The sequence below is a fragment of the Aminobacter aganoensis genome (genome assembly GCF_014206975.1).
In the GTDB taxonomy this organism is placed as follows: Bacteria; Pseudomonadota; Alphaproteobacteria; order Rhizobiales; family Rhizobiaceae; genus Aminobacter; species Aminobacter aganoensis.
Map to the genome: position 1 here is coordinate 1 of NZ_JACHOU010000014.1, position 17,178 is coordinate 17,178.

Genomic DNA, 17,178 nt, shown 5'->3' on the forward strand with positions numbered 1-17,178 from the left:
CCCCGCTCTCCACCACGACCTCGAAGCCAAGCCCGACAAGGCGTTTCACCGTCTCCGGCGAAGCCCCAACCCGGCTCTCAATCGCGTCAATCTCTTTCGATATGAAAATGGTTCCGGGCATCCGGGCTCTCCACGCAGAAGTTCGTCCGCCGGGACGCAATCCCGGCGGCGCTCAAGTCTTGCTTGCTGCTATTGGCATGTTTGCAGATCGGCCGAACCGATGGGTGCGACCTGGAAGCGTCGCCCGCTAGTGGGCGACGAGGATGCCCTTGGCCTCGAAGATCGCGCGGATCTGGCGGACGTAGCCGTGATAATCCTTGTCTTCGTGGGTCTTGCTCCACTGCCGCGGACGCGGCAGGTCGATCTTCAGATCGAGATCGACGCGGCCGGGACGCGGCGACATCACCAGCACGCGGTCGGCCAGGAACACCGCCTCGTCGATACCGTGGGTGATGAACAGCACCGTATTGCCAAGCCTGAGCCACATCGACTGCAGGTCCATGATCATTTGCTCGCGGGTCAGCGCGTCGAGCGCGCCGAACGGCTCGTCCATCAACAGCAGGCCCGGCTCCTGGATCAGCGCCCGGCAGATCGCCACGCGCTGGCGCATGCCGCCGGAAAGCTCGGAGGGATACTTGTTGCCGAAGCCTTCGAGCCCGACCTGGGCCAGCAGTTCCTCGGCGCGTGTCTTGTATTTGGCAACGTCCAGCTTCTTGATCTCGATCGGCAGCAGGATGTTGTCGAGCACCGTGCGCCAGTAGAGCAAGAGGTCGGACTGGAACACGACACCGGTTTTCGGATGCGGCCTGCTGACGCCGTCGCCGTCGATGGCAATGCTGCCGGTAGAGGCGGGCGTCAGGCCGGCGAGAAGCGACAGCAGCGTGCTCTTGCCGCAACCGCTCGGCCCGACGACGGCGACAAAGCTGCCTGGCTCGATCTTGAGGTCGATCTTGTCGAGCGCGAGGACGTCATCGTCCTCGCGTGTCTTGTAGATCTTGGAAAGCCGGGAAATGTCGACCGCCGCTCCAGTCTGGGTAGTGGCACTCATGGGATTGCCTCACTGAACCTGTTTTAGATGTTGCCGGACCGTTTGAAGGGGCCGGGTTATTTGGCGGAGTCGCGCTTGTAGGTGACGCGTGCCTCGATGGTGTCGATGATGAAGTACAGCATCACGCCAAGTCCGGAGATCGCCACCACCGTGGCGAAATTGAGCGTCGTGTCGAATTGCGAGTTGGCCTGGAGCTGCAGGTAGCCAAGGCCGCGTTCGGCGGCGACATATTCGCCGATGACCGCACCGATGACGGCGAGCGACACGGCAACCTTGAAGCCGCCGAAGATATTGGGCAGCGCTGCCGGCAGGCGCACCTTGAAGAAGGTCTGCCATTCTCCGGCACCCATCGAGCGGACGAGGTTGACCAGGTTCTTGTCCAGCGACTGCAGCCCGACCACGGTCGAGATGACGATCGGGAAGAACGAGATCAGGAAGGCCAGCGTGATCTTGGGCGCCCAGCCATAGCCGAGATAGAGCACCAGCAGCGGTGCCAGCGCCACCTTGGGCACCGTCTGCAGCGCCACGAGGATCGGATAGATGGCACGTTCGAAAGCCCTTGAATAGAAGATCGACAGCGCCAGGGGGATGCCGACCAGCACCCCCATGGCAAAGCCGACGACCACCTCAAAAAGCGTCACATAGCCATGCGTGGCGAGCAGTGGCAGTTCGTTGACGATCCGCGAGGCGATAGCCAGCGGGGTCGGCAGGACGAACTCCGACAGCCCCGACAGGGGAACCAGAATCTGCCAGGCGCCGAGCAGAACGATCGCGAGGATAAGAGCCGAATAACGCTCCAGCCAGGGTCCCCGCGATTTTTTCTTGCTGCTCATGTTGTTGCCTTGCTTTTTCTGCGCCTGACCGGCGCCGATTACATCCGTGCTCGCCACCGTAGCCTCACTGCGTCAGAAGGTCATTGGTATAAAAGGTCGAGATGGGCTTCGGTTCGCCGATCTCATCGACGCTGCCGATCAGCTTGAGCGCATCGGCAATCGTCTTTTCTTCAACCCATCCCAGAGGCTTGCCCGTGGACGCCGGAATGGACTCGGACGTTGCCTCGACCTGCTCGCGGACGACCTTGTCGGATGGCCCGGCCTGCCATACCGCCTTCAAAGCGGCAGTCGCAGCGGCAGGATCGCTGCGCGACATTTCAATTGCCTTGCTGGTGACGGAAAGGAAACTGCGAAGCACCTCGCCCTTCTTCTCCACACCGTCGGCGCTGGCAACAACAGCCAGGCCAGGAACCGCGAGGCCGAACTTCTCCATGTCGAGGACGGCGAAATTGGTCGAGGTCTTGTCGATAAGAACAGGAAGATCGCTGGTGCGGTACACGCCGACGACGTCGACCTTCTTCTGCACGAACTGCGGAATGCGGGTCTGGCTGTCCATCTGGATCTTGTTGACCTTCTTACAGTCAATTTTGTTCAGGCCGCAGAACACATCCATATATGCCGTCGATGTTTCGCCGATCGAACTTGCGATCGACTTCCCTTCGAGGTCGCTGGGCTTGACCACCGGATTGTCAGGATGAGAAATCAAGACAACGGGTGCGGCCGGCTGGTAAAGAGAAATAATCTTGACCGGCATGCCCTTCTGGATGGCCGTGATCGCGAAAATTCCAGGGACCACTGCAAGGTCTTCCTGGCCCTGAAGAAGGGCCGCGAGGGCCGCCTGGGCGCCAGCACCTTCGCCCAGCGTGACGCTGAGGCCAGCGTCCTTGTAGAGGCCCTTTTCCTGCCCGAGATAGAAGAAGCCGTATTCGCCCTTCAGCTTCCAGCTGAAACGCAGATTGACGTCCTCGGCCATGGCGCCCTGAGATGCCAGAACGGTGGTGACGGTAGTCGCGGCGATCAGCGCCGCGCTGCGAATGAGACCTGTAGCGTACAACATTTCTCTCCTCCCTATCGAGCACCGCCTGGCGCCCCTATGACCCGAAGGCCTGCCTCTCTCCCCCGAACAAGGCGCGACAGCTCACGCTCTCGATCCTCATTCTTGATCTCATAGTGTGATCACATTTGATCTTTGTCAAGCGACGAATCCGGGTTCGCTTCTAACAAATGTCGAGTGCCCGCTTTGATGAACCGATCGCATTCGGCATCGCGCGCAAGCATCGGAAATCGCTTCGGGATTCGCCACGCGTCGCAGTGCCTCGATCTTGCCGCGGCAAGGCAATGGACGCGCTTGCCTCAAGGCACGCACGAAGAATGGCGGATTGTGGATCGGGAGGCGACGACGTGCAGCGCGTCAGTGCACGCCGGCAAAGGTACTCGGCAGCGAGCGTTCGATCGCGGCCCGGGCCAGGTTGCGGGCGATGAAGACCAGCCATCCACGCGGCATGCCCTCCGGCCAGCGTTCCAGATATTCGGGCGGATAGACGACGTGCTGAACGCCGTGGATGACCACCGGCCGCGCATCGCCCCTGACCGGGAGTAACCCCTTTACCCGCAGGATCGATTGCCCGCGACCGGCCAGCAGCAGCTCGAGCCAGTCGACGAAGGCCGGCCAGTCCACCTCGCGTGTCACTTCAACCGTAAAGGTCTCGATGCCGTCGCTGTGCTTGCCCGGCATCGGCGTGTCGGCCATCTCGAAGTGGCGCGGCTGCCAGGTCTCTTCGTGGTCGAAGATGTCGGCGGCACCAGGCATGCTCGCACGGCTGGAGACAAGCTGCCGGACCTGTGGATTGACCTTGCCGACTTCCTGGCCAAGCGCGTCGAGCCGCCAGGGCTCAACGAGATCCGATTTGGTGATGACGACACAGTCGGCAAGCGCGACCTGCTGCATCGCTTCGGCGAAGCTGCCGATGCTGTTGGCGCCGCTGACGCCGTCGACGGTGGCAACGATGCTGCCCGCCCGATAGCCGCGGCGCAGTTGAAGGTCGCTCATCACCGCCTGCATGATCGGTGCGGGATCGGCGAGGCCCGTGGTCTCAACCACGACCCGGCGGAAAGGCGCCACCTCGCCGCGGCGAACCATCGCCAGAAGGTCCGCCAATGTGGAAACGAGATCGTCGCGCACAGCGCAACAGAGGCAGCCCGAAGACAGCAGTACGGCGTCCTCGGACACTTCCCGGACCAACAGGTGGTCGAGCCCGACTTCCCCGAACTCATTGATGATCACCGCCGTGTCGGCAAGATCCGGCTCGCCAAGCAGATGCCTCAGAAAAGTCGTCTTGCCGCTTCCGAGAAAGCCGGTCAGCACGTGGACCGGAATTCTGTCATCAATCATGGAAGCGGCAGGCTGCACGGTCAGTTGACCTCGAAGATGGCATCGATTTCGACCGGCACGTTGCGTGGCAGCGAATAACATCCGACGGCAGCGCGGGCGTGGCGACCCGCCTCGCCGAACACGTCGACCATCAGGTCGGATGCGCCGTTGATGACCTTGGGGTGATCCTTGAAATCGGGCTCGGCGTTGACGAAGCCGCCAAGGCGAATGACCCCGACGACGCGGTCGAGGTCGCCATCGAGCGCCTGCTTGAGCTGGGCCAGGATGTTGACGGCGCAGAGCCGGGCGGCCGCCTGGCCTTCCTCGACCGTATAGTCGGAACCGAGCTTGCCGGTGTATTTGTCCTTGCCGGCTTCACTCGGCACCTGGCCGGAAACATAGACCTGGTTGCCAAGGCGGCGGGCCGGCACGTAGTTGGCGGCAGGCGCCACTGTTGCCGGCAGGCTAATGCCCAGTCGGGCGAGGTTTTGTTCAAATTTCCCCGCCATGGCGAGACACTCCCAGATCGAGATTTCAGTAGTCGAATTGCAGTTCCGGCCCCTGCGCGAAGGGCAGCTCGATGCCCTGCGAGCCGGCGACGCTGAGCAGCGCCTTGCAGGTGGTGCGGATGTCGTGGACGATGCCCTTCTTGGCAGCGGCGGCGTTTCCATCCTTCAGCGCGGCAAGAATGTCTTCGTGATCGGAAGCATTCCACGGCATGGATGGGATCAGCAGCGACATGTACATGGTCGGCCCGAATTGCAGCCACAGGGATTCGATCAGCGGCATCAGCACTTCGGAATCCGCGGCCTCGTAGACCGTGAAGTGGAATTTCTGGTTGTAGGATAGGCAGTTCAGGATATCTCGCTTGTCGATGGCCACCAGCAGTTGCTTGTTGATGGCGGTTAGCTGGCTGATGAGGGCCGGCGTCGCCTTTTTGGCGGCCAACTCCGTTGCCATGCCTTCGAGCATCTCGCGCACGGCGAAAAGATCGCTGAGCTTTTCCGGCCCCAGTCGCGGCACGCGCACCGAACCACCCTTGGTCTCCTCCAGGGCGTTGGCGGCAACCAGCCGGCTCAGCACTTCGCGAACCGGCATCGGACTGGTGCCGAAACCAGCCGCCAGCTTGCGCAGGCTCATCACCTGGCCGGGCAGGAACGCACCCACCATGAGCCCGCGGCGCATGTAGCTCAGGACGTGCTCATGGACGTGACCGCGCGCAGGCTTGGCAGCATCCGCGCTGCCATTCTTGGCCGTTTCGGCCTTGTCTATCCGCATTCCGTTTCTCCGCCTCTCGCCAATGTCCTCAAGATGTGCGCTGTACGAGGAACGACGTCGCTACGGCTTGCCGCAACAAACGCCGGCCGGGGGCAGAAGTTGACAGCCCGCAATCTGTGATCTCATATTGTGATCATAAATGAGTTTCGCCTGAACGGCAACCTTTTTACTGCCGTTTCGGCTAGGCGGCATTTTCTGCCAGACCGCCGCACAGCCCAAAAGCAACGCCAGCTAGAGTCGCAAAGGAAAATCGATGGCCATGCCTGTGCAAGAACAAGCAATCCTGCGCGAGAAGATCGCTGCCGCCGCGGCGCGCGGGAGGTACGTGCTGCACAATGTGCGTCCCAACAATGCAGTCACAAGAACAGGTGCCATCGATACCGCCGGTGCCGAGTTCTTTCTCGCTGACGTGACTGTAGAGCACGGCAAGATATTGGCAATAACCCCAGCCGGCACGCCAACAGCTTTGCGAGAGGCCGAGGCTGCGCACATGGATTGCGCCGGTAGGATCGTCCTGCCTTGCTTCGTCGACTGCCATACCCACCTCGACAAGGGTCACATCCTTCCGCGCACCCCTGCAGCCGACGGCACGTTTGCCGGGGCGCTGGCAGCGACAAGAGGCGATCGCACGGCCCACTGGTCGGCTGACGATGTCGCCCGGCGCATGGATTTCGCGCTGCGCTCCGCCTTCCACTACGGCACGTCGGCCATCCGCACGCATCTCGACTCCCAACCGCCGCAAGACACCATCTCCTGGCCAGTTTTCGAGGAGATCCGGCAACACTGGCGTGGCCGCATCGAATTGCAGGCAGCCTGCCTGTTCCCGATCGATTTTGCCCGCGACGAGACGTTCCTGAAGAGCATCGCGCAGCGTGTCGCCGCAGCTGGCGGCATCCTGGGCGCGGTCGCCTATCCGGCGCCCGATCTCGACGAGCTCCTCGAGCGCATGTTCGCGGCAGCCACCAGGCACGGTCTCGATCTTGATTTCCACACCGACGAGACCGCCGATCCTTCGGTCGACGGCTTACGCCGCATCGCCGCGGCGGCGCTGCGCACGCGTTTTGCCGGAAAGGTGTTGGCCGGCCATTGCTGTTCCCTGGCGATGCATGACAGCGCGACGATCGACGCAACGCTTGACCAGGTTGCGGCGGCTGGCATCTCCGTGGTGTCGCTGCCGACCTGCAATCTCTATCTTCAGGACCGGCGGCATGACGGCACGACGCCAAAATGGCGTGGCGTCACGCTGCTGCACGAGATGAAGCGGCACGGCATCCCGGTGGCACTGGCCTCCGACAACACGCGAGACCCGTTCCATTCCTATGGCGATCTCGACATGCTCGACACCTATCGTCTCGGCACCAGAGTCCTGCATCTCGACCACCCGGTCGGTGACTGGCCGAGAGCCGTCTCAGCCACGCCGGCCGCGATGATGGGCCTTCCCGACAAGGGCACGATCGCGGAAGGACAGGAGGCCGATTTCATCTTGTTCGAGGGTCGGTCCTGGTCGGAAGTGCTGTCGCGGGGAGAAAGCAGCCGCATCGTCATTCGCGACGGCGCACCGATTTCGACGGCTCTGCCCTCCTACTCCGAGCTTGACGGGCTGGAAGGCCCTGCACACGATTGACCTGCAAAAAAGAGGCCGCCGGAATTCCGGCGACCTCTTTTTGTCTGCCTCGTTTGCGTCTGGCGCTCAAACGGTCGCACCGATCTGATAGAGCTCGACCTTGGTGCCGTCGGGATCGGCGATGTAGATCGTCAGGCCATAGGGCCCGTCATGCAGATCGTTGAAGTATCGCACGCCGGCCTTCTTCAGCTTGGCGTCCAGGGCGCGGACGTCGTTGACCTCGAAGGCGATGTGATCGAGCTGCCGATGGTCGCTCGCCTTGCCGTGGATCAAGGCGATCCCCTGGTGAAAAGCGGTGAATGGACGACCGTCGGCAAGCGGCTTGGCCTGCCGGATCGTGAAACCGAGCTGGTTGGTGTAGAACGCCACCGACGTGTCGATGTCGTTGACCATGATCAGCTGGTGGCCGTAGTTGGTGACGCGCGGCTTGACCTGTTCGCCGATCCAGTCAAGCACCTCCGACGAGGGCGCGATCTCGCAGAAATACTGCTTCCACACCTGTTTGGCGGTGGCTTCCCACTCGGCGTTGACGCCAGATACGCAGTCGTCGACGGCGATCACGTCGAGATCGCGCAGATAGGCCTCACGGATCGAGGTCTCGACGCAGGCGTTGGTGGTGGCACCGGTGACGAACAGATGCTGGGTACCGAGCATCTTGAGCATCATTTCAAGACGGGTCTCGTAGAACGCGCCGAAGCGATGCTTGCGGATAACGAAGGCCGGATCGAAATCGGCCAGCGGCTTCAGCTCGTCGATGATCTGCTCGTCCCAGCTGCCCGCCAGTGCCGACACCTGCTTGCGCCGGGCGGTATGCCCGAGCAGCTTCTTCTTGGCGCGGTTCTGGTCTACGGCGAAGTGCTCCTGCATCGTCCAGATGACCGGGATGCCAGTGTCCTGGCAGCGCTTGATCAGCTTGGCCAGCGGCGGCACGATCGCCGACAGGCGCTTGGTGTCGACGCCCGAAACGCCGAGCGTGCCCTTCTCGTGGATGAAGGCGTTCTGCAGGTCGATGACCAGCAACGCCGACTTGCGGTAGTCGAGAACGTCGAGCGCCATCACTTGTGCTCCACCATGTCGATACCAAGCACGCCGCCGCGGCCCCAGCTGTCCTTGGGCGTCTCGTGGATCACCACGTGCAGGTGATCGGGCTTGCAGGCGGCCTCTTCGACCATGGCCTTGGTGATCGCTTTCACGAGGTTGCGCTTCTGCTCGACAGTGCGCCCCTCCCACATCTCGACGACGACGAACGGCATGCTATTTCTCCTCTCTTTCGCTGGGCATCGCGCCGGAGGCCCAGACGGGCACGGCGGGCGCAAAGCCCGAAACCAGATCGTTGTTTGCCCGGTCGGTGCCCGTGAGCAGCCACAGCGGGCGGTTCGAATAATTGACCAGCACCTGCTCTTCCATGCAGGCACGGTTGGCCGGATGGTTCGGGTCGCGGTCGAACCAGCTCGTCGCCGGCATCAGCCGGACGACATAGAGCGGTTCCGACGCATCGAAACCGGCAAGCGCCTCGGGGTCCATTGCCTCAAGGCCGACTGCCTTGGCCTGCAGCTTCTCCCTGCCTACTGCCACAAGCACCACCGCGCCAACCAAGGGGGCCACCGGCCAGTAGCGGCCCTCGCGACCCTGATCGACAAATTCGCCGTAACGGCCAGCCTCGGCGAACAGCTCGCTGTCCCACAGGATGACGTCGGGCCCGATGATTTTCCGCGCGGCGTCGATGACGAGATCGCTTTCGCACAGGTCGAGAAAGCTCCAGGGGTCGGTCAGTCCGATGCAGTGTCCCCACGGATTGTGGATCCCCGACAGCCTCTCCTGGCGGATCGCATCCTTTCGGGCGACGATCCTGGCAACCGCCTCGCGCACCGGCAGCCGTGCCGGTGTCAGCGAGATGCGGCCGGCCAGGTCGAGATGGTCGGAGACCTTTTGGGTCATGACGGCAGCGTCACGCAGCGGCCGCGGCCGTAGCTGTCGGCGACGACGCCATTTTCGTAGACCACGTCGCCGCGCGCCACCGTCATCACCGGCCAGCCCTTGAGCTTCCAGCCCTCATAGATGCAGGTGCCCTTGCCAGTGTGGGTAACCGTGCGCTCCTCGTCGAGGTCGACCAGCACCAGGTCGGCATCGAAGCCGACATCGATATGGCCCTTGCGCGGCCACAGGCCGAAGCGCCGCGCCGGGTTGAACGAGTTGAGTTCGACCAGGCGGCTGAGCGGCATGCCGCGCTGATGGACGCCGAAATGCAGCATCAGCGACAGCTCCCACGGGAAGCTGACGACGCCGGGAAACTCGGTCCACAGATCCTCGAGCTTCTTGGGCAGGAACGGCACATGGTCGGTGCCCAGACTGTAGACCGAGCCGTTGAGCATGCCGGCCCACAGGCCTTCGAGCTCATTGCGGTCGCGCAGCGGCGGCGAGATCTTGGCGCGCATGTCGAGGTCTTCGTCGTAGCAGGTGCGCGTCAGGTAATGCGGGCAGGTCTCGACGGTGACGTGCACGCCCCGCGCCTGCGCTTCGGCGGCCAGCACCGGGCCCATGCCAACCGAGGTGTGAACCAGATGCAGCGAACAGCCGGTCTTCTCGGCGAGGAAGATCATGCGCCGGATGGTCTCGACCTCGCAGAAGGCCGGGCGCGACTCCGTATAGGCGCCAAGGTCCTGGCGTCCGGTCGCGGCGATCTCCTTCTTGATCCAGGAGGCGATCTGGGTGTTCTCGCAATGGACGTTGATGACGCCGCCCGGAACCTTGGCGAGAATGCGCATCGCCGCATAGACCCAGCCGTCGGTCGCCGGAACGATGCCGATCGGATTGTCGGGCTCGTAGCCGAAATAGCACTTGAACGACTTCACACCGGTCTTGGCAATGATCTCGGGGATCTCGGCAATATGCTCCTCGCGCTGGATACCGAAGTGAAAGCCGAAGTCGATGACCGAGTTCTCCTCGCCCAGCGCCTTCCGCTCCTCATAGAACGGCAGGTAGGATTCCTTGAGGTTACGGATGTAGAGCAGTGCGGTGGTCACGCCGCCCGATGCCGCGGCCGCCGTTTCGGTGCGCATGTCCTCTGCGAAGGGGAACTTGACGCCGAGGTGGCAGTGGGGATCGATCAGGCCCGGCATCAGCACCCGACCCTCGGCGTCGATGGTGCGGGTCGCGTCGGGCAGAGATTCATCCGATCCGGTCAGGACGATCTTGCCGTCCTTGACGGCCACGCCGCCGTGGAATTCGCCGTCGTGGCGAACCACCCGCGCGTTCTTGATGACCAGGTCCGCTTTCATGACTGCTGCTCCAAAATTCCTGCAATGCGCCTGACAATGCCGCTCCATTGGCTACGCCCGACGGTGATCGGTGCCCGCGCGCCCATACCGCGCGCCCAGACCGTCTTCAAACCGAGTTCGGCTGCCGCATCCCTGTCGATCGTGCCGGGAGGGGCTGCGACATCGACCAGCAGCGCATGCTTGGGCAAGAGCTGGAGCTGCTCCCGCTCGAGCAGCCGCTTGGGCACGCTGCCGATGACGATGTCCATCTTCGGCAGGTATTCAGGCAATTGTTCGAGCGTCAGCGATTCTGCACCGGCAGCGTAGGCTGCCGCGCGCTGCACCGGGTTGCGCGCCGCGACATGGACATGGGCGCCGAGCGCGACAAGCGTGTTGGTCAGCAGTGAGCCAATGGTGCCCTGCCCGACCAGGCAGATGTTTGATTTGTGGATGGTGATCTGGGTGTTCTCAATGATCACCTTGAGCACGCCCTCGACGATCGCCGGGCCGCGCAACAGCATCAGGTCGACGTCCCACTCATATTCGTGCAGCGTGATGCCGAGTGCTTCGCAATGGCCCTTCAGGTTGGCATCACCCCAGCCGAGGATAATGTGGCCGGGCTTGTTCATGCCGGCCAGCATCTCATGCGTCGGGATGATCTTTTCCGGACACTTCGGTGCGAACAGCGCGCCTTCGGCGGTGATGCCAGGGATCGGGAACAGCGCGATGTCGGCGCCCTTCAACGCGTCGGCCGCATCCTTGGCGTGATAGACGCCCTCGATACCCTCATCCGGCCAAGGGAAACCGTAGGCACGAACGGCGGCGCCGGCGCGCACCGCGCAACGGGCGATTTCCTGTTCACGGGCGTCTCCGGCGACGACGGCGATAACTGTGTTGTTCCAGCTCATTTCGCCCTGACCTTCTGAATGACCTGATCCCTGGACATGCCGGCGATGCCCATCGCCTCGGCGGTACGGCCGCCCTTGCGGTAGTCGGTACCGACGGCGATCTGCGCCAGGCTGTAGAGCGAATGCGCAACCGGTGTCTCGACGCCTGCGATCTTCGCGAATTCGAGGAAGGGCAACAGGCCGTGGCCGAAGTCTTCCTTGTAGTAGCGATATTCCAGCGAATCCGGCCCCTTGATGCGCTTGTTGGCCTCGCCGCCGGCAATCGCGGCGCGGAAATCGCTGGTGTCGACCACGTCGGCCTCGACTGTGCCGAGCAGTTTCATCTCCTCGACGAGGTTGGGCAGATCATGCCCGAAGGCCTTGGCAACCGCCAGCCGCTCGTCGTCGAGCTGCTTCATGACGCGGGCAACGCCAGGCGTCATGGCATCGACGTAGAAAGTGAAATTTCCGCCCGTTGCCTCGACCCAGGCCGCAGCTAAGACAGCAGCCGGCGGATGCAGGACCATGTTGACGTTGGAGAGGTCGGACGCGATCACATCGGCGACCGGAGTGAGGCCCGGATAAAGCTTGCCGGCGATCTCCAGAACGTCCGAACCGCCCTTAAGCGCTGCCGCCTTAAGCTGCTTGGCCCGGCCGGAGACGGTGACGCCATCCGGGCGATATTTACGCGCGACATAGGTCAGCGTCGAGAATTCGACAACAGGAGGCGCCGCACGACCGGTACGTGAAAACGTCTCTGCAAACTCCAGTGCACCACCGGTATGGCCGGGATTGAGCACGACCGGCTTGCTCGACGGCCAGCCGGCCGCAGCCAGCGCCGACGCGATCGCCGAATGCGAGAACGTCGGCAGGACGACGACGACGACGTCGACGCCTGATATAGCCGCATTGAGGTCGGTGGTGATCAACGCCGGTCGGGCCACGCCCTCGCCGAGCTTGCCCTCATAGGCCACGCCGCCCAGCTTGACATGCGGATCGAGCGTCTCTCCCGACCGCGCCCAGAAATGCACGTCATGGCCGGCCTGGACCAACTCCGCGACCGATGCTGCGCCGCCCGCGCCTGCGCCTAATACTGCAACCTTCATACTCTCCTCCGAGGATCGAAGCGCAGCGATTCTAGCCGCGCGCCCTCAAGCGCCATGGTGCTGCGGACTGGTTCCCCCCGAGCCCATGCGCCGAATGATTGTCGTCAATCAGTTTGATCACACTTTATGATCACACTAGAAATTGTCAAGCGGAAGAATGCGCTATCCGACCTGATGCCTCAGCCCGGCAGCCTCGATGCCGGCGACGGCCGCGAGTTCGTCATTGTCCGAGGTGTCGCCGGTGATGCCGACGGCGCCCTGCAGATTGCCCGAAGCGTCGCGGATCAGGACGCCACCCGGCACCGGAACGATCTTGCCGCCGGAGACGGCGTTGAGCCCTTCCATGAAATGCGGGCGCTCCCTGGCCGTCTCGTCGAGCCAGCGCGAGCCCATTCCGACAGCCAACGCGCCATAGGCCTTTCCGGCGGCGATCTCAAATCGCAGCATCGATGCGCCGTCCTGCTTCTGGAACGCCTTGAGGTGACCGCCGGCGTCAAGGACGGCGACCGTCAACGGCTTCATCCGGGCATCCGCGCCCTTGGCTAGGGCGGCGGCGATGATTGTGTTGGCGGCGGCGAGGGTAAGGTCGGTCAAGATTTTTTCTCCTTTGGGGTTGGTGCGTGGAAGTCTGTGCCTACTCGTTGACGCAAGGACGCCAAGGCTGGAGCGGGCTTACCCCCACCCCTAGCCCCTCCCCACAAGCGAGAGGGAGACTTCCCGTTTCGCTTGCTGCGCCGGTCCTGATTGGTCGTGGCCGCCTCGGGACCGTCCTGGCAGGTAATCGCACTGGGCGGCCATTCGCCTCCCCCTTGCGGGGAGGGATTAGGGGTGGGGGTATCCTTCGTGAGTTCGCGCCGCCCCTCATCCGCCTGCCGGCACCTTCTCCCCGTCATAACGGGGAGAAGGGATAAGCGGCAGCGTCGATGCCACTGTTCAGCGGAAGGTCCGGCTCGACGTTGATGCCCCCTCTCCCCGTCCTTCACGGGGAGAGGGTAAGGGTGAGGGGCAATCGACTGATCAGCCGTGACAGCGCTTAGCCTTGAGCTCCAGCCTTCTCTTGTGGAGGACCGGTTCGGTGTAGCCGTTGGGTTGGGCGCGGCCTTCGAAGACGAGGTCGCAGGCGGCGCGGAAGGCGGTCGACTGGTCGAATTCGGGCGCCATCGGCCTGTAGAGCGGGTCGCCGACATTCTGGCGGTCGACGATGGCCGCCATGCGCTGCAGCGAATCCATCACCTGGATGTGCGAGCAGACGTCGTGGCGCAGCCAGTTGGCGATGTGCTGGGAGGAGATGCGCAGCGTGGCGCGGTCTTCCATCAGGCCGACGTCGTTGATGTCGGGCACCTTGGAGCAGCCGACGCCCTGGTCGATCCAGCGCACGACATAGCCCAGGATGCCCTGCGCGTTGTTGTCGAGCTCGCGCTGGATCTCGTCGGGTGTCCAGTTGGGGCGCACGACCACCGGCACCGACAGGATGTCGTCGAGCCGCGCCTTGGGGCGGGACTTGAGCTCTGCCTGAACGGCGTGCACGTCGACCTTGTGGTAGTGGGTGGCATGCAGCGTCGCTGCCGTCGGCGACGGCACCCAGGCGGTGTTGGCGCCGGCGCGTGGGTGGGCGATCTTCTGCTCCAGCATCGCCGCCATCAGATCCGGCATCGCCCACATGCCCTTGCCGATCTGGGCATGGCCCGACAGGCCGCATTCGAGGCCGGTGTCGACGTTCCAGGCCTCGTAGGCATTGATCCACGGCGCCTGCTTCATGTCGCCCTTGCGCACCATCGGGCCTGCTTCCATCGACGAATGGATCTCGTCGCCGGTGCGGTCGAGGAAGCCGGTGTTGATGAACACCACGCGTTCCTTGGCAGCACGGATGCACTCCTTGAGGTTGACGGTGGTACGCCGCTCCTCGTCCATGATGCCCATCTTGATGGTCTTGCGCGGCATGCCGACGAGGCGCTCGACGCGGTCGAAGATCTCGACGGCGAAGGCGACCTCCTCGGGGCCGTGCATCTTCGGCTTGACGACATACATCGAGCCTTTTCGCGAGTTGGCTTTGCGGCCGTTGGCGCCGACGTCGTGCAGGGCGATCAGCGCGGTGATCGCCGCATCCATGATGCCCTCCGGCACCTCGTGGCCGTCGCGGTCATGGATCGCCGGGTTGGTCATCAGGTGGCCGACATTGCGCACCAGCATCAAGGAGCGGCCGGGCAGCGAGACAGCGCCGCCATCCGGGCCGGTGTATTCACGGTCGCCATTCAGCCTGCGCGTCACAGGCTTGCCGCCCTTGTCGAAGGTTTCCGACAGGTCGCCCTTCATCAGGCCGAGCCAGTTGCGGTAGACCACGACCTTGTCTTCGGCATCGACCGCGGCGACCGAATCCTCGCAATCCTGGATGGTGGTGAGCGCGGACTCGAGGATCATGTCGGAGATGCCGGCGGGATCGGTCTTGCCGATCGCACTGTCGCGGTCGACCACAACCTCGACATGCAGGCCGTTCCTGACCAGCACCACGGCATCGGGGCTGGCCGCCACGCCGCGGAAACCGGCGAACTGTTTTGGCTCGCGCAGCGCAACCGTGCCCGACGCGGTCGCAAGCTTCAGCGCGCCGCCTTCGACCGAAAGCCCGGTCACATCGCTCCAGCTGCCCTGGGCCAGCGGTGCGGACTCGTCCAGGAACGCCTTGGCCCAGGCGATCACCTTTTGGCCGCGCTTGGGGTTGTAGCCCTTGGTCTTCTCGGCGCCGTCGGCATCGGAAATCGCGTCGGTGCCGTAGAGCGCGTCGTAGAGCGAGCCCCAGCGGGCGTTCGCCGCGTTCAGCGCATACCGCGCGTTCATGACAGGCACCACCAGCTGCGGCCCGGCGACGGTGGCGATCTCGGGATCGACATTGTCGGTCGTCACCGAAAACGCCGGGCCTTCAGGCACGAGATAACCGATCTCGCTCAGAAACGCCTTGTAGGCCGCCATGTCGTGCGGCGCGCCGTGCTTGCGGTACCAGGCGTCGAGCTTCAACTGGAAGTCGTCGCGCTTTTCCAGGAGCGCCCGGTTCTTCGGCCCGAGATCGTGCACGATGCCGGCAAACCCCTCCCAGAACGCATCCGCCGAAACACCCGTGCCGACCAGCGCCTCCGACACCACGAAGTCGTGCAACTCACGCGATATCGATAGGCCAAAGAGCGAAATCCTGTCGGTAACCCGGTTCATCATGTTCATCGTCCCAACTCCCCGGGGCTCAGGCCGCAATCGCGGCATCGGTGCGGAATTCGCCTGAAATGGTTTCGGCGACCATCTGGGCGGTGGCGGCCGACAGCGTCCAGCCGAGATGGCCATGGCCGGTGTTGTAGAAAACGCCCGGCTGCCGGCCCTTGCCGACCCTCGGCATCATGTTCGGCATCATCGGCCTGAGGCCGGCCCAAGGCACGACCCTGTTGGTGTCGACGCCGGGGAACAGCATGCGCGTCCAGTCGACCAGCGGCCTGACGCGGTCATCGCGGATGTCGCGGTTCATGCCATTGAACTCGGCGGTACCGGCAACGCGGAAACGCCCGGCACCGAGACGGCTGGTGACGATCTTGGCGCGGTCGTCGAGCAGGCTGACCCAGGGCGCCGCGTTCTGGCTGCGCTCGTCGTCGAGATGCACGGTGATCGAATAACCCTTGACTGGATAGACATTGACGCGGTCGCCCAGCATCGCCGCGAAATGCCGGCTTGCTGCACCAGCGCAGACGACGATGCCATCGGCCTCGACGATCCTGTCATCCCGCTGACCGTCGGCGCCGCCCGTCGTGTAGCCGATGCAGAACACGCCGTCGCGCGCGATACGATTGACCGTAGCGTCGAAAACGAGGCGCGCGCCGCGCCGCTCGCAGGCCTGGGCAAGGCCGTAGGTGAACTTGTGGATGTCGCCGGTCGAATCCGACGGCGTGTAGAAGCCGCCGTGAAAATCGCCATGCAAGGCCGGTTCGATCGACTTCACTTCCGAAGCCGTCACCGGGCGCCGGTCGAGGCCGCCCTCGACCAGCATCGAATTGACCTTCAGCGCGTGCTGGAAGCTCGGCTTGTCCCAGTAGACATGCAAAATGCCGCGACGGACATGGTCGAAGTCGATGTTTTCCCGCTCGGCAATGGCAAACAGGTGCCTGCGCGCGGCAATTGCCAGACGCGTCGTCTCCACCGTGTTGTCGCGATAATTCATAATGTTGGAGACGAACTCGGCCAGCCAGGCATATTTGTGCCAGGTCGGGGCCGGGTTCATCAGCAGCGGCGCGTCGCTCCGCAGCATCCACTTCATACCCTTGAGCACGGTCGACCAGTGGTTCCAGACCTCGGCATTGCTGGCCGAAAGCTGGCCGCCATTGGCGAACGACGTCTCCATGCCGGCATAGCGCTGCCGGTCGATGACGGTGACGGAGTAACCGCGCTCCAGGAGCGCGTAGGCGGTGGTGACGCCGGTGATACCGGCGCCGATAACGGCAATATGGGGCACTTCACTCTCCGCGATCAAAGTTGGGGGCGGGCCGCAGCCCGCTGTTTTCCCCAATCTGTCGCTGTACCTGAGAGCTTAACCGCGGCGTTCTTGCCGGCGCGGCTTTCCCCTTCGGTGGGCACTCGGGGTGCCTCTCTCCAGATCGTTCAGCTGCATGGTCACTTTTGCCTGAGAGTTTCCTGGGGGGTTGCTCCGTCGGCGCCGGCCGGACCCTTGGGTTCGGCCGATCTCTCCCATGCAGCCTCTGAACGCATTGCTTCTACAGGCTGGTCAGCGCTTCCGCAACGTCAG

At 63.5% G+C, this 17,178-nt stretch carries 16 protein-coding genes, 1 pseudogene and 1 riboswitch; of the genes and pseudogenes, 1 reads left to right on the forward strand and 16 read right to left on the reverse strand.

The window, feature by feature from the left end:
- The 7 genes and pseudogenes from GGR00_RS20850 to GGR00_RS20880 form a co-directional block, all read right to left on the reverse strand.
- Positions 1–121, reverse strand: a pseudogene (locus tag GGR00_RS20850) (NAD(P)(+) transhydrogenase (Re/Si-specific) subunit alpha); the annotation flags it as partial.
- Between the two features lie 126 nt (positions 122–247).
- Entirely contained in the window at positions 248–1,048 is an 801-nt protein-coding gene (locus GGR00_RS20855; protein ID WP_184700813.1) for an ABC transporter ATP-binding protein, read from the reverse strand.
- 56 nt (positions 1,049–1,104) lie between these two features.
- Complete coding sequence (locus GGR00_RS20860) at positions 1,105–1,881, reverse strand: ABC transporter permease (RefSeq protein ID WP_184700815.1); 777 nt, start codon at positions 1,879–1,881, stop codon at positions 1,105–1,107.
- A gap of 64 nt (positions 1,882–1,945) precedes the next feature.
- Positions 1,946–2,938: an ABC transporter substrate-binding protein gene (locus GGR00_RS20865; RefSeq protein ID WP_184700817.1), complete on the reverse strand. Its 993-nt coding sequence runs from the start codon at positions 2,936–2,938 to the stop codon at positions 1,946–1,948.
- A gap of 354 nt (positions 2,939–3,292) precedes the next feature.
- Positions 3,293–4,273, reverse strand: a complete 981-nt coding sequence (locus GGR00_RS20870; protein ID WP_246441520.1) for a CobW family GTP-binding protein — start codon at positions 4,271–4,273, stop codon at positions 3,293–3,295.
- 20 nt (positions 4,274–4,293) lie between these two features.
- Positions 4,294–4,761, reverse strand: coding sequence for a RidA family protein (locus tag GGR00_RS20875; protein ID WP_184700821.1), 468 nt, complete (start codon positions 4,759–4,761; stop codon positions 4,294–4,296).
- Positions 4,762–4,786: 25 nt separating this feature from the next.
- Positions 4,787–5,530, reverse strand: a complete 744-nt coding sequence (locus GGR00_RS20880) for a GntR family transcriptional regulator (protein WP_184700823.1) — start codon at positions 5,528–5,530, stop codon at positions 4,787–4,789.
- A 259-nt stretch (positions 5,531–5,789) separates the two neighbouring features.
- Here GGR00_RS20880 and GGR00_RS20885 point away from each other — a divergent pair, with 259 nt between their 5' ends.
- Positions 5,790–7,154, forward strand: a complete 1,365-nt coding sequence (locus tag GGR00_RS20885; protein WP_246441532.1) for a cytosine deaminase — start codon at positions 5,790–5,792, stop codon at positions 7,152–7,154.
- A 66-nt stretch (positions 7,155–7,220) separates the two neighbouring features.
- Here the strand turns inward: GGR00_RS20885 and GGR00_RS20890 are convergent, their stop codons facing one another.
- The 9 genes from GGR00_RS20890 to GGR00_RS20930 form a co-directional block, all read right to left on the reverse strand.
- On the reverse strand, positions 7,221–8,210 hold the full coding sequence (locus tag GGR00_RS20890) for an isochorismatase family protein (protein ID WP_184700826.1): 990 nt from the start codon (positions 8,208–8,210) through the stop codon (positions 7,221–7,223).
- Complete coding sequence (locus tag GGR00_RS20895; protein WP_018431063.1) at positions 8,210–8,407, reverse strand: 2-hydroxymuconate tautomerase; 198 nt, start codon at positions 8,405–8,407, stop codon at positions 8,210–8,212. Before GGR00_RS20895 ends, GGR00_RS20890 begins: the two co-directional genes overlap by 1 nt.
- A 1-nt stretch (position 8,408) precedes the next feature.
- A complete protein-coding gene (locus tag GGR00_RS20900; protein WP_184700828.1) occupies positions 8,409–9,092 on the reverse strand; it encodes a resolvase in 684 nt (227 codons plus the stop codon).
- On the reverse strand, positions 9,089–10,432 hold the full coding sequence (locus GGR00_RS20905; RefSeq protein ID WP_184700830.1) for a dihydroorotase: 1,344 nt from the start codon (positions 10,430–10,432) through the stop codon (positions 9,089–9,091). Before GGR00_RS20905 ends, GGR00_RS20900 begins: the two co-directional genes overlap by 4 nt.
- Entirely contained in the window at positions 10,429–11,319 is an 891-nt protein-coding gene (locus tag GGR00_RS20910) for a dipicolinate synthase subunit DpsA (protein ID WP_184700832.1), read from the reverse strand. The genes GGR00_RS20905 and GGR00_RS20910 overlap by 4 nt, the downstream gene beginning before the upstream one ends.
- Entirely contained in the window at positions 11,316–12,404 is a 1,089-nt protein-coding gene (locus tag GGR00_RS20915; RefSeq protein ID WP_184700834.1) for an NAD/NADP octopine/nopaline dehydrogenase family protein, read from the reverse strand. The genes GGR00_RS20910 and GGR00_RS20915 overlap by 4 nt, the downstream gene beginning before the upstream one ends.
- Positions 12,405–12,566: 162 nt before the next feature.
- Positions 12,567–12,998, reverse strand: a complete 432-nt coding sequence (locus GGR00_RS20920; protein ID WP_184700836.1) for a GlcG/HbpS family heme-binding protein — start codon at positions 12,996–12,998, stop codon at positions 12,567–12,569.
- Between the two features lie 423 nt (positions 12,999–13,421).
- Positions 13,422–15,614, reverse strand: coding sequence for a malate synthase G (locus tag GGR00_RS20925; RefSeq protein WP_184700838.1), 2,193 nt, complete (start codon positions 15,612–15,614; stop codon positions 13,422–13,424).
- Between the two features lie 19 nt (positions 15,615–15,633).
- Entirely contained in the window at positions 15,634–16,887 is a 1,254-nt protein-coding gene (locus tag GGR00_RS20930; RefSeq protein ID WP_184700840.1) for a D-amino acid dehydrogenase, read from the reverse strand.
- A gap of 145 nt (positions 16,888–17,032) precedes the next feature.
- Positions 17,033–17,133, reverse strand: a riboswitch (glycine riboswitch).
- Positions 17,134–17,178 lie beyond the last annotated feature (45 nt).